17 protein-coding genes are annotated in these 18,965 nt (G+C 64.6%); 7 read left to right on the forward strand and 10 right to left on the reverse strand.

Features of this window, described 5'->3' with window-relative positions:
- Nucleotides 1–42 precede the first annotated feature (42 nt).
- A complete protein-coding gene (gene rpsT / locus J5M67_RS23620; protein ID WP_009617555.1) occupies nucleotides 43–312 on the reverse strand; it encodes a 30S ribosomal protein S20 in 270 nt (89 codons plus the stop codon).
- A 253-nt stretch (nucleotides 313–565) separates the two neighbouring features.
- Between rpsT and murJ the strand changes: the two genes are divergently transcribed.
- The 6 genes from murJ to ispH all read left to right on the forward strand — a co-directional run bounded on the left by murJ (nucleotide 566) and on the right by ispH (nucleotide 7,961).
- Nucleotides 566–2,104, forward strand: coding sequence for a murein biosynthesis integral membrane protein MurJ (gene murJ / locus J5M67_RS23625; RefSeq protein WP_207887852.1), 1,539 nt, complete (start codon nucleotides 566–568; stop codon nucleotides 2,102–2,104).
- Nucleotides 2,105–2,209: 105 nt separating this feature from the next.
- Nucleotides 2,210–3,148 carry a bifunctional riboflavin kinase/FAD synthetase gene (gene ribF / locus J5M67_RS23630; protein ID WP_207887854.1) on the forward strand — a complete coding sequence of 313 codons (939 nt, stop codon included), beginning with the start codon at nucleotides 2,210–2,212 and terminating at the stop codon, nucleotides 3,146–3,148.
- Nucleotides 3,149–3,169: 21 nt separating this feature from the next.
- Complete coding sequence (gene ileS, locus J5M67_RS23635; protein WP_207887856.1) at nucleotides 3,170–6,004, forward strand: isoleucine--tRNA ligase; 2,835 nt, start codon at nucleotides 3,170–3,172, stop codon at nucleotides 6,002–6,004.
- On the forward strand, nucleotides 5,997–6,506 hold the full coding sequence (gene lspA / locus J5M67_RS23640) for a signal peptidase II (protein WP_207887859.1): 510 nt from the start codon (nucleotides 5,997–5,999) through the stop codon (nucleotides 6,504–6,506). The genes ileS and lspA overlap by 8 nt, the downstream gene beginning before the upstream one ends.
- Nucleotides 6,499–6,951, forward strand: a complete 453-nt coding sequence (gene fkpB, locus J5M67_RS23645; protein ID WP_207887861.1) for an FKBP-type peptidyl-prolyl cis-trans isomerase — start codon at nucleotides 6,499–6,501, stop codon at nucleotides 6,949–6,951. Before lspA ends, fkpB begins: the two co-directional genes overlap by 8 nt.
- Nucleotides 6,952–7,016: 65 nt before the next feature.
- Nucleotides 7,017–7,961, forward strand: coding sequence for a 4-hydroxy-3-methylbut-2-enyl diphosphate reductase (gene ispH, locus J5M67_RS23650; protein WP_207887863.1), 945 nt, complete (start codon nucleotides 7,017–7,019; stop codon nucleotides 7,959–7,961).
- Between the two features lie 74 nt (nucleotides 7,962–8,035).
- On the opposite strand, the gene J5M67_RS23655 is transcribed toward ispH, so the two are convergent.
- The 7 genes from J5M67_RS23655 to J5M67_RS23685 all read right to left on the reverse strand — a co-directional run bounded on the left by J5M67_RS23655 (nucleotide 8,036) and on the right by J5M67_RS23685 (nucleotide 15,400).
- On the reverse strand, nucleotides 8,036–8,488 hold the full coding sequence (locus tag J5M67_RS23655; protein WP_207887865.1) for a type IV pilin protein: 453 nt from the start codon (nucleotides 8,486–8,488) through the stop codon (nucleotides 8,036–8,038).
- 14 nt (nucleotides 8,489–8,502) lie between these two features.
- Nucleotides 8,503–12,411 carry a pilus assembly protein gene (locus J5M67_RS23660; RefSeq protein WP_207887867.1) on the reverse strand — a complete coding sequence of 1,303 codons (3,909 nt, stop codon included), beginning with the start codon at nucleotides 12,409–12,411 and terminating at the stop codon, nucleotides 8,503–8,505.
- A 22-nt stretch (nucleotides 12,412–12,433) separates the two neighbouring features.
- The gene (locus J5M67_RS23665; RefSeq protein WP_207887869.1) at nucleotides 12,434–12,904 is read right to left on the reverse strand and encodes a PilX N-terminal domain-containing pilus assembly protein; all 471 of its coding nucleotides are present in this window, start codon (nucleotides 12,902–12,904) and stop codon (nucleotides 12,434–12,436) included.
- Complete coding sequence (locus tag J5M67_RS23670; RefSeq protein ID WP_207887886.1) at nucleotides 12,901–13,797, reverse strand: PilW family protein; 897 nt, start codon at nucleotides 13,795–13,797, stop codon at nucleotides 12,901–12,903. The genes J5M67_RS23665 and J5M67_RS23670 overlap by 4 nt, the downstream gene beginning before the upstream one ends.
- Nucleotides 13,794–14,252: a type IV pilus modification protein PilV gene (gene pilV, locus J5M67_RS23675; protein ID WP_207887871.1), complete on the reverse strand. Its 459-nt coding sequence runs from the start codon at nucleotides 14,250–14,252 to the stop codon at nucleotides 13,794–13,796. The genes J5M67_RS23670 and pilV overlap by 4 nt, the downstream gene beginning before the upstream one ends.
- Entirely contained in the window at nucleotides 14,249–14,737 is a 489-nt protein-coding gene (locus tag J5M67_RS23680; RefSeq protein ID WP_243434850.1) for a GspH/FimT family pseudopilin, read from the reverse strand. Before J5M67_RS23680 ends, pilV begins: the two co-directional genes overlap by 4 nt.
- A 150-nt stretch (nucleotides 14,738–14,887) precedes the next feature.
- The gene (locus J5M67_RS23685; protein ID WP_207887873.1) at nucleotides 14,888–15,400 is read right to left on the reverse strand and encodes a GspH/FimT family pseudopilin; all 513 of its coding nucleotides are present in this window, start codon (nucleotides 15,398–15,400) and stop codon (nucleotides 14,888–14,890) included.
- A 189-nt stretch (nucleotides 15,401–15,589) separates the two neighbouring features.
- Here J5M67_RS23685 and thiO point away from each other — a divergent pair, with 189 nt between their 5' ends.
- The gene (thiO, locus tag J5M67_RS23690; protein WP_207887875.1) at nucleotides 15,590–16,699 is read left to right on the forward strand and encodes a glycine oxidase ThiO; all 1,110 of its coding nucleotides are present in this window, start codon (nucleotides 15,590–15,592) and stop codon (nucleotides 16,697–16,699) included.
- Between the two features lie 114 nt (nucleotides 16,700–16,813).
- Here the strand turns inward: thiO and J5M67_RS23695 are convergent, their stop codons facing one another.
- Nucleotides 16,814–18,154 (reverse strand): sigma-54 dependent transcriptional regulator, encoded by a 1,341-nt coding sequence (locus J5M67_RS23695; protein ID WP_207887877.1) that lies wholly within the window; start codon nucleotides 18,152–18,154, stop codon nucleotides 16,814–16,816.
- A gap of 15 nt (nucleotides 18,155–18,169) precedes the next feature.
- Nucleotides 18,170–18,965 (reverse strand): PAS domain-containing sensor histidine kinase (locus J5M67_RS23700; protein ID WP_243434851.1); only part of this gene is annotated, 796 nt, incomplete at its 5' end.

An 18,965-nucleotide genomic window follows, 5' to 3' on the forward strand; every position in this document is an offset into this window, starting at 1 on the left:
TAAAAAACCGGCCCTGGGGCCGGTTTTTCAAGAACGGAACGCTTACGCGGTGGCCAGGGCCTTCACGTGGGCGTTCAGGCGGCTCTTGTGACGAGCGGCCTTGTTCTTGTGGATGATGCCTTTGTCAGCCATACGGTCGATAACCGGTACGGCGGCAACCAGAGCGGCCTGGGCCTTCGGCAGGTCCTTGGCGTCGACTGCTTTGACTACGTTCTTGATGTAGGTACGAACCATGGAACGCAGGCTGGCGTTGTGGCTGCGACGCTTCTCAGCCTGTTTGGCGCGTTTTTTGGCGGAAGGTGTGTTGGCCACCGTCGAGCTCCTCGAAAAAAACTTGGGATGTTGCGAATAAATTAAGGCCGCGAATAATGCCGTTGCATCAGGGCCTTGTCAAGGGTATGCGCGGCCTCCGACGAGTGGTGCGACGGGCGCACGCTGTCCGGCGGATGGGGTGATTTATTCGCCCCGCGGCCCTAAACTGCTGCGCTTCGCCTGGCGACCGAGCTTTCGCTACAGGCCAGTGCCGAGCCCGGCAGGGTCGGCCATTCTACCAGTTCTGGACGCTATGAACCTACTCAAGTCGCTGGCCGCGGTCAGCTCGATGACCATGATCTCGCGGGTGCTCGGCTTCGTGCGCGACACCATCGTCGCCCGCATGTTCGGTGCCGGCATGGCCACCGATGCCTTCTTCGTCGCCTTCAAGCTGCCCAATCTGCTGCGCCGCATCTTCGCCGAGGGCGCGTTCTCCCAGGCGTTCGTGCCGATCCTGGCCGAGTACAAGACCCAGCAGGGCGAGGAGGCGACCCGCACCTTCATCGCCTATGTGTCCGGCCTGCTGACGCTGATCCTGGCGCTGGTCACCGCGTTGGGCATGCTCGCCGCGCCCTGGGTGATCTGGGTGACGGCGCCCGGCTTCGTCGATTCGCCGGAGAAGTTCGAGCTGACCAGCGCCCTGCTGCGGGTGACCTTTCCTTATATCCTGCTGATCTCGCTGGCGTCCCTGGCGGGGGCGATCCTCAATACCTGGAACCGCTTCTCGGTGCCGGCCTTCGTGCCGACCCTGCTGAACGTCAGCATGATCCTCTTCGCGCTGTTCCTCACGCCGTACTTCAACCCGCCGGTCATGGCGCTGGGCTGGGCGGTGCTCGCCGGTGGCCTGGCGCAACTGCTCTACCAGCTGCCGCACCTGAAGAAGATCGGCATGCTCGTGCTGCCGCGCATCAACCTGCGCGATTCCGGCGTCTGGCGTGTGCTCAAGCAGATGGGCCCGGCGATCCTCGGTGTCTCGGTCAGCCAGATTTCGCTGATCATCAACACCATCTTCGCCTCCTTCCTGGTCGCCGGTTCGGTGTCCTGGATGTACTACGCGGACCGCCTGATGGAGCTGCCGTCCGGCGTGCTCGGCGTTGCGCTGGGCACCATCCTGCTGCCGTCGCTGGCCAAGACCTACGCCAGTGACGATCGCCACGAGTATTCGCGGCTGATGGATTGGGGCCTGCGCCTGTGCTTCCTGCTGGTGCTGCCGTGCTCCCTGGCGCTGGCGGTCATCTCCGAACCCCTGACCGTCGCGCTGTTCCAGTACGGCAAGTTCAGCGCCCACGACGCCCTGATGACCCAACGCGCGCTGATCGCCTACGCCGTCGGCCTGCTCGGCATCATCCTGGTTAAGGTACTGGCGCCGGGCTTCTACGCGCGGCAGAACATCAAGACGCCGGTGAAGATCGCGCTGTTCACCCTGGTTTCCACCCAGCTGATGAACCTGGTATTCATCGGCCCGCTCAAGCACGCGGGACTTGCCCTGGCGATCAGCCTGGCGGCGTGCCTGAACGCCGGCCTGCTGTTCTGGCAGCTGCGCAAGCACCAGCTGTTCGATCCGCAGCCGGGCTGGGGCAAGTTCATCACCAAATTGGTGGTATCTGTACTGGTGATGTGCGCCGTATTGATCTGCATGATGTACGTCATGCCGGCCTGGGACGAGGGCGGCATGCCGATTCGCCTGGTGCGCCTGGGCGCGCTGGTGGTGGCCGGCGTGGTCGCCTATTTCGGTATGCTGGCGCTCCTCGGCTTCCGTTTGCGGGACTTCTCCCGGCGCGCGGTGCTGTAACCTTCGCCGGGTAAAGCAGGCATCCGTTTGCGGCGGCGGCATTTTGCCTGTCGCACGGCGACGGGTGCGGGTATAATCGACCACTTTCTGAGCAATACGCGCGCTATGCAGCTGCTTCGAGGCCTTCACAACCTGCGGCCCCTGTCCGGGGGCTGTGTCGCCACCATCGGTAACTTCGACGGCGTCCATCTCGGCCACCAGGCGATCCTGGGGCGTCTGCGCGAGCGTTCGCTGGAGCTGGGCGTACCCAGTTGCGTGGTGATCTTCGAGCCGCAGCCGCGCGAATACTTCGCTCCCGATGCCGCTCCGGTGCGCCTGACCCGCCTGCGTGAGAAGCTCGAACTGTTGCGCCAGTACGGCGTCGACTTCGTCCTCTGCCTGGCGTTCAACCGCCGCCTGCGCGAGCTGTCGGCCGCCGAGTTCGTCCGCCAGGTACTGGTGGAGGGCCTGCGGGTCCGCCATCTGGAAGTGGGCGACGATTTCCGCTTCGGCTGTGACCGTTCCGGCGACTTCGCCTTCCTGGTCAACGCCAGCGCGGAGCAGGGCTTCACCGTCGAAGCCGCGACCACCGTGGAAGTCGACGGCATGCGCGTGAGCAGCTCGCGCATTCGCAAGGACCTGGCCGATGGCGACCTGCACATGGTCGAGCGCCTGCTGGGTCGTCCCTACAGTCTGAGCGGCCGCGTGCTGCACGGGCAGAAGCTGGGCCGTACGCTGGGTTCGCCCACCGCGAACATCCAGCTCAAGCGCCGCAAGGCGCCGCTCAATGGGGTTTACCTGGTCAGCACCCTGGTGGCTGGCCAGCGCTGCAACGGGGTTGCCAACATCGGCACCCGGCCGTCTGTGAATGGCGATGGCCGGCCCCACCTGGAAGTGCATCTGCTGGATTTCGCTGGTGACCTTTACGGCCAGCATCTGGACATCACTTTCCACCAGAAGCTGCGTGATGAGCAGCGTTTTGCCTCGCTGGAGGCACTCAAGGCGGCCATCCTCGCCGACATCGCCGCCGCCCGGGCCTATTGGCTGGGCCAACCGCTTGATTGAAGATCCTGAACAGGCCCTGAGATGACCGATTACAAAGCCACTCTGAACCTTCCCGAAACCGACTTCCCGATGAAAGCCGGCCTGCCGCAGCGCGAGCCGCAGACCCTGAAGCTCTGGAACGACATTGGCCTGTACCAGAAGCTGCGGAAGATTGGCGAAGGTCGCCCGAAATTCATCCTGCACGATGGCCCGCCCTACGCCAACGGCAGCATCCACATCGGTCACGCGGTCAACAAGATCCTCAAGGACATCATCGTCCGCTCCAAGACCCTGGCCGGCTACGACGCCCCCTATGTGCCGGGCTGGGACTGCCACGGCCTGCCGATCGAGCACAAGGTCGAGACCACCCACGGCAAGAACCTGCCGGCGGACAAGACCCGCGAATTGTGCCGCGAATACGCCGCCGAGCAGATCGAAGGGCAGAAGGCCGACTTCATCCGCCTGGGCGTACTGGGCGAGTGGGACAACCCCTACAAGACCATGGCGTTCGCCAACGAGGCCGGTGAAATCCGCGCCCTGGCCGAGATGGTCAAGCAGGGCTTCGTGTTCAAGGGCCTGAAGCCGGTGAACTGGTGCTTCGACTGCGGCTCGGCCCTGGCCGAAGCGGAAGTCGAGTACGCCGACAAGAAGTCCGACGCCATCGACGTCGCCTTCCCGGTGGAGGATGCCGACAAGCTGGCCGCCGCCTTTGGCCTGGACAGCCTGCCGAAACCCGCTGCCATCGTCATCTGGACCACCACCCCCTGGACCATTCCGGCCAACCAGGCGCTGAACGTCCATCCCGAATTCACCTATGCGCTGGTCGACACCGGCGAGCGCCTGCTGGTGCTGGCCGAGGAACTGGTCGAGTCCTGCCTCGCACGCTATGGCCTGGAAGGCCAGGTCATTGCCACCGCACAGGGTGAAACGCTGGACCTGATCCGCTTCCGCCACCCGTTCTACGAGCGCTTCTCGCCGGTCTACCTGGCCGAGTACGTCGAGCTGGGCGCCGGCACCGGCGTGGTTCACTCTTCCCCGGCCTACGGCGAGGACGACTTCCGTACCTGCAAGCAGTACGGCATGAGCAACGACGACATCCTCAGCCCCGTGCAGAGCAATGGCGTCTACGTGGCCGACCTGCCGTTCTTCGGCGGCCAGTTCATCTGGAAGGCCAACCCGGCCATCGTCGCCAAGCTCGATGAAGTCGGCGCGCTGCTCAAGCACACCAGCATCAGCCACAGCTACATGCACTGCTGGCGCCACAAGACCCCGCTGATCTACCGCGCTACCGCGCAGTGGTTCGTCGGCATGGACAAGCAGCCGGAAACCGGCGCGCCCCTGCGCGAGCGCGCGCTGCAGGCCATCACCGAAACCGATTTCGTGCCCAACTGGGGCCAGGCGCGCCTGCACGGCATGATCGCCGGCCGTCCGGACTGGTGCATCTCGCGTCAGCGCAACTGGGGCGTGCCGATCCCGTTCTTCCTGCACAAGGCCACCGGCGAGCTGCATCCGCGCACCGTCGAGCTGATGGAAGCCGTCGCCCAGCGCGTCGAGAAAGAAGGCATCGAAGCCTGGTTCAAGCTCGACGCCGCCGAGCTGCTGGGCGATGAAGCCGCGCAGTACGACAAGATCAACGACACCCTGGACGTCTGGTTCGACTCCGGTACCACCCATTGGCACGTGCTGCGCGGCTCCCACGCCGAACTGGGCCACGCCAGCGGTCCGGCGGCCGACCTCTACCTGGAAGGCTCCGACCAGCACCGCGGCTGGTTCCATTCCTCGCTGCTGACCGGCTGCGCCATCGACGGCCACGCGCCGTACCGCCAGCTGCTGACCCACGGCTTCACCGTGGACGAGTCGGGCCGCAAGATGTCCAAGTCCCTGGGCAACGTGATCGCTCCGCAGCAGGTCACCGATACCCTGGGCGCCGACATCCTGCGCCTGTGGGTTTCCGCCACCGACTACTCGGGCGAGATGGCGGTTTCCCAGACCATCCTGCAGCGCAGCGCCGATGCCTATCGCCGCATCCGCAACACCGCGCGCTTCCTGCTCTCCAACCTGTCCGGCTTCGATCCGGCCAAGGACCTGCTGCCCAACGACCAGTTGCTGGCCCTGGACCGCTGGGCCATCGACCGCGCCCTGCTGCTGCAGCGCGAGCTGGAAGAAGCCTACCGCGACTACCGCTTCTGGAACGTCTACTCCAAGGTGCACAACTTCTGCGTGCAGGAGCTGGGCGGCTTCTACCTGGACATCATCAAGGACCGCCAGTACACCACCCAGGAAAACAGCGTCGCCCGCCGTTCCTGCCAGACCGCGCTGTTCCACATCGCCGAAGCCCTGGTGCGCTGGATCGCCCCGATCCTGGCCTTCACCGCCGAGGAAATCTGGAGCTTCCTGCCGGGCGAGCGCGCCGAGTCGGTGATGCTGACCACCTGGTACGAGGGCCTGTCCGAGCTGCCGGCCGACGCCGAACTGGACCGCGCCTACTGGGACGAAGTCATGGCGGCCAAGGCTGCCGTGAACAAGGAACTGGAGAACCAGCGCAGCGCCAAGACCATCGGCGGCAACCTGCAGGCCGAGATCACCCTCTACGCCGAGGACTCCCTGGCCAAGCGCCTGGAGAAGCTGGGCAACGAGCTGCGCTTCGTGCTGATCACCTCCGCCGCCACCGTCGCGCCGCTGGCCGATGCGCCGGTCGATGCGGTCGAGAGCGAACTGCCGGGCCTGAAGCTGAAGGTGGCCAAGTCCGCCCACGCCAAGTGCGGTCGTTGCTGGCACTTCCGCGCGGACGTCGGCAGCCACGCTGCGCACCCGGAACTGTGCGGTCGCTGCGTAGAGAACATCGATGGCGCCGGTGAGGTGCGTCACTATGCCTAACGCCGATCGCTTCGGCCGCCTGCCGTGGCTGTGGATCACCGTGGTTGTGTTAGTTCTGGACCAGATCAGCAAGGCCTTCTTCCAGGCCGAGCTGACCATGTACCAGCAGATCGTGGTCATCCCCGATCTGTTCAGCTGGACCCTGGCCTACAACACCGGCGCGGCGTTCAGTTTCCTGGCCGACGGCTCGGGCTGGCAGCGCTGGCTGTTCGCCCTGATCGCCATCGTGGTGAGCGCCGTGCTGGTGGTCTGGCTCAAGCGCCTGAAGCGCGGCGAGACCTGGCTGGCCATTGCCCTGGCACTGGTGCTGGGCGGTGCGCTGGGCAATCTGTACGACCGCATCGTGCTCGGTCACGTGGTCGACTTCATCCTGGTGCACTGGCAGAACCGCTGGTATTTCCCGGCGTTCAACCTGGCTGACAGCGCCATCACTGTCGGCGCCGTCATGCTGGCGCTGGACATGTTCAAATCGAAGAATTCCGGAGAGACCGCCCATGGCTGAGATTTCTGAAACCGTTCAGCGCATCGGTGCGGATACCCAGGTCACCCTGCATTTCGCCCTCAAGCTGGAAGACGGCAACGTCGTCGACAGCACCTTCGACAAGCAGCCGGCCACCTTCAAGGTCGGCGACGGCAACCTGCTGCCGGGCTTCGAGCAGGCGCTGTTCGGCCTCAAGGCCGGCGACAAGCGCACCCTGACCATCGAGCCGGAGCTGGGCTTCGGCCAGCCGAACCCGGCCAACGTGCAGGTGATGCCGCGCGACCAGTTCCAGGACATGGAGCTGGCCGAGGGCCTGCTGGTGATCTTCAACGACGCCGCCAAGACCGAGCTGCCGGGCATCGTCAAAGCCTTCGATGACCAGCGTGTCACCATCGACTTCAATCACCCGCTGGCCGGTAAAACGCTGGCGTTTGAAGTGGATATTATCGACGTACAACCAGCCTGATCGGCGGCGCGTCGGCCAGAATTTCCGTTTAAGCGTCCGGGACGCTACGTCCACCCGAGGCCACCATGCAAATCAAACTCGCCAATCCCCGCGGCTTCTGCGCCGGCGTCGACCGGGCGATCGAGATCGTCAACCGCGCCCTCGACGTGTTCGGCCCGCCGATCTACGTGCGCCATGAAGTGGTGCACAACAAGTTCGTGGTGGAAAACCTGCGCAACCGCGGCGCCGTGTTCGTCGAGGAACTCGACCAGGTGCCGGACGACACCATCGTTATCTTCAGCGCCCACGGCGTTTCCCAGGCCGTGCGCAAGGAGGCCGAGAACCGTGGCCTGAAGGTCTTCGATGCGACCTGCCCGCTGGTGACCAAGGTGCATATGGAAGTGGTGCGCTACAGCCGCGATGGCCATGAGTGCATCCTGATCGGCCACGAAGGACATCCGGAAGTGGAAGGCACCATGGGGCAGTATGACGACTCCAACGGCGGCGCCATCTACCTGGTGGAAGACGAGGACGACGTGGCTGCGCTGGAGGTTCGCAACCCTGAGGCATTGCACTTCGTCACCCAGACCACCCTGTCGATGGACGACACCTCCAAGGTGATCGACGCCCTGCGCGCCAAGTTCCCGCACATCCAGGGGCCGCGCAAGAACGACATCTGCTACGCCACCCAGAACCGCCAGGACGCGGTGAAGGAGCTGGCCGACCAGTGCGACCTGGTGCTGGTGGTGGGCAGCCCGAACAGCTCCAATTCCAACCGCCTGCGCGAGCTGGCCGAGCGCATGGGCACCCCGGGTTACCTGATCGACGGCGCCGAAGACCTGAAAAAAGAGTGGTTCGACGGCGTGCAGCGCATCGGCATCACCGCCGGCGCTTCGGCACCGGAAGTCCTGGTGCGCGGTGTGATCCAGCAGCTGCGCGAGTGGGGCGCGGAGCCTGAAGTGGAGCTGGATGGCCGGGAGGAGAACATCACCTTCTCGATGCCCAAGGAACTGCGGGTGAAGGCGGTCTGAAGAAGGCCGGAGAAATAAGCCCGGAGACAAAAAGCCCGATCCTGTGATCGGGCTTTTTCATGGGCGACTGTCCGTCAGCGGCGCCAGCACTGGCTCAGGGTGGCGCCGCTGCCCTGGCCCTTTACCCCCGCGTTGTTCAACGTCAGGGTGCCGCAGCTGTCGCCGGACATCGCGCCCTTGGGCGTCGCGCTCAGCACATAGGTGGTTGCCGTCGGGGTTCCGGAGAACGCCAGGCTGTAGTACTGGGTAGCGCCATCCTTGGGGGACTCGGTGAAGGGGAGGGTGACGGCGGCGTCCGCGCTGGTGGTGTAGCGGCCGTTGGTGGTGTAGTAGCGCTCCATGAACTGCGCCAGTTCCATGAGCGATGCCTGGGCATCCGCGCGTCGGGCCTTCCTTACGTATTCCTGATAGGACGGGTAGGCCACGGCGGCGATGATGGCGACGATCGCCAACACCACCATCAGTTCGATCAGGGTGAAGCCGCGGCTGTGCTGCCGGCGGTCGGCCTTGGGTACTGCTGGGAACATCACTGCTTTCTCCATTATCGATTCACTTCGCGCCAGGACAGTCGTCCCGAGGTCCGGTTTCCAGGCGGCACCGGAGCGCATTGCGGTTCTCCGCCCTTGGAGCCGACGTAGCAGATCAGGTCGTCGCCATCGTCCTTGCTGAAGAAGCTCGGGGTCTTGATGACGCCGTCGGTCGAGTCGCTGATGCCTGAGTAAGGGATCCTGTTGCCCTCGCTGTCGGTGTAGTAGTCGTGATCGTCGATCACGCCGTCGCCGTTGGCATCGAAGTAGTTGTACGCCAGACGGCCATTGCCCAGGGCGTCCAGCGCCATGATCCAGCTGATGCCGCCACCGGTGCAGGGATCGTCGGAGGGCGTCAGCGAGGTAAAGGTGACGCTGCCGCCGCGCAACACGGGGCGGGATACCACGCGTTCGCCGGTCAGGGTATCGCTGCCGCCCTGGGCCTGTTTCCACAGCAGGTCGAGGTACCAGCCTTTTTTCGCCGTGGTCATGGCGTTATTGCTGACCACGCGAAGCTTGTTGTCACCGATGGTTTGCTGGCCGAGGATCTTCTGCTCCAGCAGGTTGTCGCGGGTAACGGCAACGCCGGAATCGACGATGCCGTAGAAGGACTCGATGCGCGGATTCTGCTGCAGGTCGGTATCGGTCGTCTGGTAGAAGCTGCCGGTGCCGAACAGCACCATGGGCTTGCCATCGGTGTTCAACGCAGCGGCCAGCGGCGCGGTGATCGGTTGAGCCCGGTTGGCGCCATCCTGTGCCTGGAACAGCGCGCCGCCGTTCAGCGAGTCGGGCGCGGCCCAGTTGCCCGGGTCGGTGCCGGTGATATCCAGGCGCCATAGATTGCCCAGGGTATCGCCGACATAGATGCGGTCGGCGACCCGATCATTGTTGATATCGATGGCCAACGGATCGGCCAGGCCTCCGCTGGTGGTGATGGTGAATTTCCTGATCACCGAACCGTCGGCGGCATCCAGAATCCACACCTGGCCGCTGCTGACCGCGTTGTTCACGAAGCCGCTGCTGACGATCACGCCGAACTTGCCGTTGGCCAGCGCGACGATGGCGGGGCGCTGCATGGGATTGCCCATTTCCGGCGCTGTGAACTCCCACAGAACCTTGCCGCTGGTCATGTTGCTCGGGTCGCTGACATCCAGCGCGAATACGCTCCTGCCGCCTGCGCCGGTAGTGCCGACGACGATGCTCTTCCAGCTCGAACCGATGTAGACGTCGGAGAAGGCGGGAGAACCGTCCACATAGTAGCGGTGGCTGTATTCGGGTTGCGTCAGCTGATAGAGGTTGTCGGCGATGGCGCGCGGGACGTAGGCGAAGAGCTCGGCCCCGCCATTGCTCAGGGTGCCGTCGAAACCGTGGAGCATGCCGTCGTTCGCCCCCAGGACCACCAGCGGTTTCTTGCTCTTGTAGCTGCTGCTGGCGCGGTAGGTGAGGTAGGCCGGGCCGGCGTTGCCCCATTGGCTGCCGGTCAGCAGGTTGTAGCCGAAGTCCTGGTTGGCAACGTATTGCGGGTCGGAATTGACGATGTCGCCCAGCCGGCTGCCGCGCTCGCGGTAGGGGTTGGTCGGGTTGCTGGTGCTGACTTCGCGGCTGCGGTCCCCGCGCAGGAATGCCAGACGGTTCTGGGCTTCCGCTTCGGTGACGGAGGTGGCGGCATCGGCGGTACGCCTGAGCGCCAATCGGGTGTCGGCATCCAGGGCATCCCAGCTGAAGTCGACGCCGTGGGTACTGGTGGAGTAGCTGTTGCTGGCCCGGCCCGTGAGGGTGTTGGCGGTGAAGATCTTGCGCGCCGAAAGGTCGGTGAGCGCATCCAGTTTGGTGGCGGCGCTCCAGCTGGGTGTGGTCGCGACCACGCCGCTGCCGTTGACGCTCTTGGCCTGCAGGTCGCCGCTCCAGTGTTCGCTGTTGTACTGCGACTGGTAGATCGCGCTGCCGGTATCCAGTTGGGTGGAGTTGGTCGCCAGCGAGGTGGTCGAACTGCGGACCTCCTGGACGATCCGGGCGAAGGCGGTCTTCAGGCTGCTGACCATCTTTTCCGCGTCGCTGGCGACGAAGAAGTTGTCCGGGCGCTTGTCGCCGGTGGACAGCGTTTCACCATTGGTCCACCAGAGGTCGTCGGTCAGTCTGGCGGTCGAACCGTAGGGATCGAAATTGGTCGGGACCTTGAAGCCGCCGTATTTGGCGGCGAGCCAATACTGGTTCTTGGCGCGGCCTTCGAGTTTCTGGTTTTCCCGGACATCCACCCAGTAGGTGGTAACGGTCTGCTTGCCGCTCATGCTCGGGCGTATGTCCTTGGTGTGGGAGTCATAGGCCAGGCCGGCGATGTAGGCGGAGTTGTTGCGGCCGCTGTAGCTTGCGGAGCTTTCGTAGAGATTGACCTTTTCGAGGTCACCGACCTTGGCGGTGGCCTTGACGACATCGACTGTGCCATCGCTGCTGACCGCGTTCGGTTTGCCTGGCTCATCGGTTCCGGAGGTTTCCCCGGGCAGGTTCTTGTCCCGGTGGGTGTTCACGTCGCCGATTCCGAGGATGACGTTCTTCTGGCAGGCGTAGGTGATGGGGTCGTTCCACGCGGTGACGACGGGGAATCCATCGGCCATGGTGTAGAGGTTGGAGGTGATGTTGCTGTATTCGGGAACGTTGCCCTGTTTCTTGAAGTAGCGGATCGCGGTGTAGTAGAACTCGCTGACCGGGTCGTGGCTCTTGTGAAGCTCATCGGTCATGGAGCCGAACTTGTTGATGTAGTTGATCACGCCGCTGCGGCTGACACCGCCGCCGGTGGCTTCGGCATCGGCCGGGTTGGGATTGCTGGCGAAGATGCCGGTCTCGGGATCCCACTCCTTCTGCAGGTTATCGTCGCCGCCTTCGCCCAGCGTCGGGCCGATGTACTTCTGGTTGGCGCGCAGGACACCGCCGTCGCGCAGCATATTGGAGTCGTTCAGGTAGCTGAAGGCGCTGTAGCGAAGGGTGTTGGCGTACTGTTGCAGGAGCCCCTCGGGCTTGTAGTTGCTGCCATAGCGCTTGCAGTTGCTTTCCGGCATCGCGTTGTTGCAGACCTGCACCTGGACGCGCACGCGATAGATGCTCTTGGTGGTTTTCTTGTCGACGGCGTAAGAAGTCACCAGCCCGCCGGATCCCCACTGGGCGCTGTTGCCTTCGTCGTAATCCACCCAGCGCTTGGTGCTTTCAGTGCCGCCGTCGCTCCCGCCGAGTCCGTCGGTGGCATTGGCGAACATCATGTCGTAGTTGAGTCCCTGGAGGCGGACGTAGAACCCGCCCCAGTCGCTGGAGGCCGGTGTTGCGCCGGTGATTTCCGACTTCGGCAACAGTCCCTGCTCGCTGATCATCCGGTTGCCGGCGCTGCTCTGCCCGGAATGGCGGGCCTTCTGCAGCACGGTAAGGCTGTCGGTGTCCTGAATCCGGTTGCCGCCGGTCAGGGCGCTGCGGAAGGGGTCGATGGTCGGGGTGCCCGCCCAGTTCAGGAAGTTGCCGCTCCATTCCTTCTTCGAGGTACCGACGTTGCATTTGCGGGCGCTGGCTTTGCCGACGGGATAGAAATAGGTGCCGGTGATCTTCTGCGCATCGGCATTATTCAGCGCGCGGTACGCGGTGTAGTCGTAGAGGCTGTTGTTCTTGTCGTAGGTGTAGCGATAGCACTTTTCCGGATCGAAATAGCCGATGTACTTGATGTCCGAGCTGTAGGCGCCCAGGTTTGCCACGGACAGGATGGTGGGCCACTCCACCGACGGCGTCAGCGCCAGGCTGCCCGGTACGTTGGAGCTGCCCAGCAGCATGGGCGTCTGGGACACCGCGGCCTGGACTTCGATGGCCTGCACGAGGATCAGGCTGAAGCTGAGGAACGACGAGCACCAGACTCCCAGCTTCCTCGGGGTTGCACGTTTCTTGAGCATGTAGGAATTCTCGAAAGGCTGGTCAGCGCTTGATGTACATCGACTTCAGCTGATAGGTGGATGCGGTGCTGCCGTCGGCGTTCTGCACGGCGCCGAATCCCTGCGCCTCCACTCTCACGACGGCGACGGTGATGGGGGCGCCGGCTTCCAGTGACGAGCCCGCCCTCACGATGGTGACGCCCGGCAGGGTGGTCAGCCGGTACTTGGGAGTGGTCAGCCCCGAGATGTCGCTGGCGTCGTCCCAGGCGCTGCTGGAGACATAGTCCTGCCAGTGGCTAACCGACTTGGCCTTGACCGCGGCTTCGCCCTGCCGCATCGCCGCTTCCGCGGCCTGTAGCGCATGGCTTTCATCGCGCAGGTTGCCGGCCATGCGTTCCTGCAGGCTGGTGCTGCGCATGCTGCTTATGCCGATGACGGTGAGGAGCAGGAGCATGATCAGTGCGATGAGCAGCACCGCGCCCTGCTGTGCCCGGGGCGTCCCGTTGATGTTCATGGCAGGCGGTTCCTGAGGCCGATGGTCGAGGTGAAGGTGCGGGTCATGGGGTTGGTGCTGTCGGTACTGACGGCCGTGAGGGTGATCTGTGCCGACACCACCTTCGCCCAGTCCGCAATGCTCGAAGCGTCCACGTAGTCCCCGGCGACGGCGCCGTTCAGGTTGCCGACGGCGTATTTGATCTGCAGGTCCTGGATGCCCTCCGCCACTTCCTCGGCGGTCGAGCCGCTGTTGTAGCGAATGCGGTACAGAGAGGGATTGCCCGCCGGGTTGTTGTTGATGAAGTAGAGGGTGCTTTCGAACTTGAGGATGTCCGAGGTGCTGGGATAGGTATGCCCGAAGGACGCGCCATCCACTGAGACGGAGGAGCTGCTGGCCGTCGAGTGGTTACGGAACAGGTCGCAGCCGATGGGGTCGGACAGCACCAGCAGGGTGCCCTGGACGATGCCGGTCGCCGCCGTCGTGTTGATGCTGTCGCTGGAGGAGGCCGCCGAAGGCGTCGCCCCGCTGGCTGCCGCCGCGTGCTTGACCAGGATGGCGTCCGTTCCACTGCGGCGGGTGCCGGAGAACCAGTTTGGCAGGCTCTGACCGCTCTCCCAGCCTTGCAGTGCCATGTCCAGGGTGTAGCGCACATCGGTGAGACCGGAGAGATTGTTCAGCGCGCCGACACACTCGCCCTTGTAACCGGCATTGCGCAGGTCGTAGGTGAGGACGGTCATGGCAAAGCGGCCGTTTTCCTGCACGCGGGAAAGGGCTATGTTGGAGTTGAAGGTCTGCTTGCTGGAGAGAAATACCTGCAGCACGCCGCCGATCAGCAACAGCCCCAGCACCATGGCGATCATCAGCTCGACCAGGGACAGCCCCGACTGCGATGGGTGACGAGCGAATTTCATAGGCGAGTCCGGTACTCGAAGGTTTCCGCGACGGAGCTGGTGTCGCTGGCCGCCTTGATGCGGGCGCGGTTGTCGTTCCAGCGCACGGAAATGGTGAAGACGTCGCCGCTCAGCGCGACCTTGCCGGTGCCCTCGGGCAATGAATCCGCCAGCCGGTTGAGCCACTCGGCCTGGTCCTTTTCCGCCCGGCTGCCGGTCACGCCATTGCTGGAGGATGAGGTCGGGAAGTCGCTCATGCCGTAGTCGCCGGCCAGCGCCCTGTCACGGTTGGCGCGCATGCGGTCGGCCATGTCATTGGCGAGGATGCTGGCCTGGGAGCGATAGTAGGCGCCCTGGTTGGCTTGCACGCTGGTGGCTTGCAGTCCGGCCATGCCCAGCAGACCCACGGAGAGGATCACCACCGCAACCAGAACTTCGAGCAGGGTCGCGCCTTGCTGCGTGCGTCGGCAGGTCATTCGCAGTCCACCTTCTCGACCTTGCTCAGTCCGCTCAGTGCCACGGACAGCGTGCGCTTCTGATTGCCGCTGCAGCTCGACTGGGTGACCGTGAGACTGGTGGCGGTAGCGACCATGCCGTTGCTCTGGTAGGTGACGCCGGCATTCGGGCCGACGACAGCGACATCGGAGGGCGCTTGCCACACCTTGATGACATCGCCACCGCTCTGTCGGATCAGCCAGCCGACGCTCCAGTCGGTGCCGTTCTCGCAATTGTCGCCCGCCGCGTTGCGCCGGCAGACGGTGACCCGGTTGTGCCGCATCACCGCTTCCGAGCGCGCCAGTTGCAGTGCGGTCAGCAGCTCGCTGCTGGTGGTTGAGACCTGGCTGTCGCGCAGGGTGCTGGTGAAGGACGGTGCGGCGACGCTGATGAGGATGGCGAGGACAACGATGGTCACCATCAACTCGATCAGCGTGAAGCCAGCCGAATGCATCGGGCGCGACATGGCGCATTCCTCGCGTTTTAAGTCGCGGCAATGCTGCCGTCTGTCGTAGGAAATGTCCTATCTAGACGGATGACCGTTCGCTATAGCGCGATGTTCGGTCATTCGATTGGCGTCTATGTGACGGGTGTCGCGGCTCGCCTGTGACGTGGGTCAACGAGGACAGAGTGGGTCTGTTTCGCTGGATTCCCGGCGAATCCGTCCAGCCCTGTTGATCACGATCCGCGAGGCGGACTGCGTGTTGGCACAGAGCACGAAGTGCCCGGAGTGGAAGGCGCCGCTGAGCTGAATGCTGTAGCCGCCGGGCGTGTAGTGGACGTAGCGGCGGGAGGTGCTGTCCGGGATGACGGTGATGTTCGGTAGGGCAGCGTGGGTGGCCAGCAGTTGTTCGGTGGGCTCGCGAATACCGTTGTTGTTGCTGTCGACGAAGAGTATCCAGCCATGGGCCCAGTCACCGTCGAGCGCCGCGATGCTGATCGGTTGCCCGGTCAGCACGGCGGTCGCTCGAGTCTGATTCAGGGCGACGTGCAGCTCCTGCGTGGCGATCTGCAGGCGATGCTCGTCGAGCAGTCGACCGAAGCCCGGTGCTGCAAGGGAGAGGGCAATGGCGAGGACTGCCAGCGCCACCAGCAGTTCGATGAGGCTGAAGCCGTTACCTTTGAACATGTTCCATCCCTGGTTTGTGGGTCTAGTCAGGGATTATTGGGGCTGTCTGTTTTATGGAACCTGAAGTCGTTGTAGGGCGTTTCCGGGGTGGCTGTAGTTGCCACCCGTCACCCTGTCATTCCCGTTGCCCGGTATAGTGCGCGCCTGGCGATTTCCCTTTTGTTTTCCGTAAGTGATGTGGGGCGTTGTATGCCGGATGTGATCGTGGTGGGTGGCGGGGTGGTCGGCCTGTTGTCGGCCTGGACCCTGGGGCAGGCCGGGGCCGAGGTGCTCCTGCTGGAGCGGGGCGAGACCGGGCGCGAGGCTTCCTGGGCCGGCGGCGGGATCGTCTCGCCGCTCTATCCCTGGCGCTACAGCCGGGCGGTGGCCAATCTGGCGCACTGGTCGCAGGACTTCTATCCGGGCCTTGGCCAGCGGCTGCTGGCGGACACCGGCGTGGACCCGGAAGTGCACGTGACCGGCCTGTACTGGCTGGATCTGGACGACCAGGACGAAGCACTGGCCTGGGCCCGTGCCCAGGGACGTCCGCTGTCGGAGGTGGATATCGCCGCCGTGCATGACGCCGTGCCCGCGCTTGGGCCGGGCTTCAATCGCGCGGTCTACATGTCCGGCGTTGCCAATGTGCGCAATCCGCGCCTGGCCCGGTCGCTGCGCGAGGCGCTGGTGCGGATGCCCAACGTTTCCGTGCGCGAGCAGGTCGAGGTGACCGGTTTCCTCCAGGCCGGGGAGCAGGTACAGGGCGTGCGCACCGCGCAGGGGGATTTCACGGCGGATTCGGTCGTGCTGGCGGCAGGCGCCTGGAGTGGCGAACTGCTGGCGAAGTTGGGGCTGGAGCTGCCGGTCGAGCCGGTGAAGGGACAGATGATCCTGTACCGCTGCGCGCCCGATTTTCTCTCCAGCATGGTGCTGGCCAAGGGGCGCTATGCGATTCCCCGGCGCGACGGCCACATCCTGGTGGGCAGCACCCTGGAGCATGCGGGCTTCGACAAGACACCGTCCGCAGAGGCGCTGGCCAGCCTGCGCGCATCGGCGGAGGAGCTGCTCCCGGCGCTGGCGGAGCAGGATCCGGTCAAGCACTGGGCGGGCCTGCGTCCGGGCTCGCCGCAAGGCATTCCGTTCATTGGCGAGGTGCCGGGCCATCGCGGCCTGTGGCTGAACACCGGGCATTACCGCAACGGCCTGGTGCTGGCGCCGGCGTCCTGCCAGTTGTTGGCGGACCTGATGCAGCAGCGCCCGCCGATCATCGAAGCCGCGCCTTATGCGCCGGAAGGGCGCCTGGTGGCAACGCCGCTGGATTGATCCGTAGGAGCGGGCCACGCCCGCCAACCGCGGACAAAGTCCGCTCCTACGGGGAATGCACGATGTCGCTCTCGCAGGAGCGGACTCCGTCCGCGATCCGGCGCCGAGTCTTTCTCAGTCGATCCCCAGCTTCTTCAGCCGATAGCGCATCGAGCGGAAGGTGAGGCCAAGGCGCTGCGCTGCCGCGGTGCGGTTCCAGCGGGTTTCTTCGAGGGCCTGCATGATCAGCTTGCGCTCGATGTCTTCAAGGTAGTCCTCGAGATTGTCGATCTGCGCCAGACTCGCCTGTCCGCCACTGTCGCCGCCCGAGCTGGTCTCGGCCAGGCGCAGGTCGTGCGGCTGGATCACATCGTTCTCGCACAGCGTGTAGGCGCGCTCGAGCATGTTCTCCAGTTCGCGAACGTTGCCGGGGAAGCGATAGCTCTTGAGCTTCTCCACGGCGTCCGGGCTGACGGTTGCCACGGGCAGACCGGCATCGCCGGCCAGGCGCTGGAGTACGCGTTCGGTGAGCAGCGGAATGTCCTCGCGGCGCTCGCGCAGCGGTGGCACGCGCAGCTCGATGACATTCAGCCGGTAGTAGAGGTCCTGGCGGAAGCGGCCGGCGGCAACTTCCGCCGCGAGGTCCTTGTGGGTCGCGCAGAGGATACGCACGTCCACTGCGTTTTCCTGTTGGCCGCCGACGGCGCGCACGGCCTTTTCCTGGATCGCGCGCAGCAGCTTGACCTGCATGGGCAGCGGCAGGTCGGCGACTTCGTCGAGGAACAGGGTGCCGCCGTTGGCGGCCTGGAACAGGCCCTGCTTGTCTTCCACGGCGCCGGTGAAGCTGCCTTTCTTGTGGCCGAAGAACTCGCTTTCCATCAGCTCGGAGGGAATCGCCCCGCAGTTCACCGGAACGAAGGCGATATTCGCGCGCGGACCCTGTTCATGAATCAGGCGCGCCACCAGCTCCTTGCCGCTGCCGGATTCGCCACTGATGTAGACCGGCGCCTGGCTGCGCGCCAGCTTGGCGATCTGGTTGCGCATCTGCCGCATGGGGGGCGAATCGCCCAGCAGGCGATTGTCCACCGGGGCCTCCTGCGCATCGGGGAAGCGCAGGCGCAGCGCCGTGGCGACCAGTTCGCGCAGGCGCCCGAGGTCGACCGGCTTGGTCAGGAAGTCGAAGGCGCCGGCCTTGAGCGCCTGCACCGCGGTGTCCAGGCTGCCGAAGGCGGTGATCATTGCCACCGGCGTCTGCGGATGGCGCTGCTGGATGTAGTGCACCAGGTCCAGGCCGGTGCCGTCGGGCAGGCGCATGTCGGTGAGGCAGAAGTCGAACGGCTCGCGGGCCAGGAACTCGCGAGCTTCCTTGACGTTGCGGGCGCTGCGGGTATCCAGCTTCATGCGGCCGAGGGTGATCTCCAGCAGCTCGCGGATATCGGGTTCGTCATCGACGATCAGGGCTTTTTGACGGCTCATGCTCTTTGCGTGTTCTTAGCTTTGTTTGCGTGGATGGGCGAAGGTGATGCGGAAGCAACTGCCGCCCTCGTCACGCGTTTTATAGTCCAGGCGCGCCTGGTTGCTTTCACAGAGTTCCCGGGATATGTACAGCCCGAGGCCTGTGCCCTTGCTTTCGGTGGTGAAGAACGGCTCGAACAGCTTCCCTCGCTGTTCGGGCGCGATGCCCTGGCCATCGTCGAGGACTTCCAGGATCGGCAGGTCGGTTTCGCTGTCGCGGAACAGGCGCAGCCACACCTGGCCGGTTGCGTTCTTCTTGGCGCTGTACCGTAACCCATTCTGGACCAGGTTGGTCAGCACCTGCGTCAGCTGGTGGGGGTCCATGCGCGTCTGCACGGTGCCGGGCCCCGTTTCCACATGCAGTTGCTGGCCATCGCGCAGCCCTTCGTGCTGTTCGCCGGCGAAGCGGTGCAGCCAGTCTTTCAGGTCGAGCAGTTGCGGTTCGGCCTGGCGCCGGCGGGACAGCTGCAGCACGTTCTCGATCACCAGGTTCATCCGCCGCGACTGGTCCTGGATGATCTGTGTGAGTCGCCGGTCCGGTGGGTCGAGTTCTTCGGATTCCAGCAGCAGTTGCGCGGCGTGGCTGATGGCGCCCAGGGGATTGCGGATTTCGTGGGCGATGCCGGCGGTCAGGCGGCCGAGCGAGGCCAGCTTGAGCTGCTGCGCCTGCTGGGCGATCTGCGAGATGTCTTCGAGGAACATCAGGGTGTGCTGTTCGTTGCCGCGGTGCAGGGGAATGAAGGCGGGCTGTACGCTGGGGGCGGTGTCGTGT

The sequence above is a fragment of the Pseudomonas sp. 30_B genome (genome assembly GCF_017491605.1).
Lineage (GTDB): Bacteria > Pseudomonadota > Gammaproteobacteria > Pseudomonadales > Pseudomonadaceae > Pseudomonas.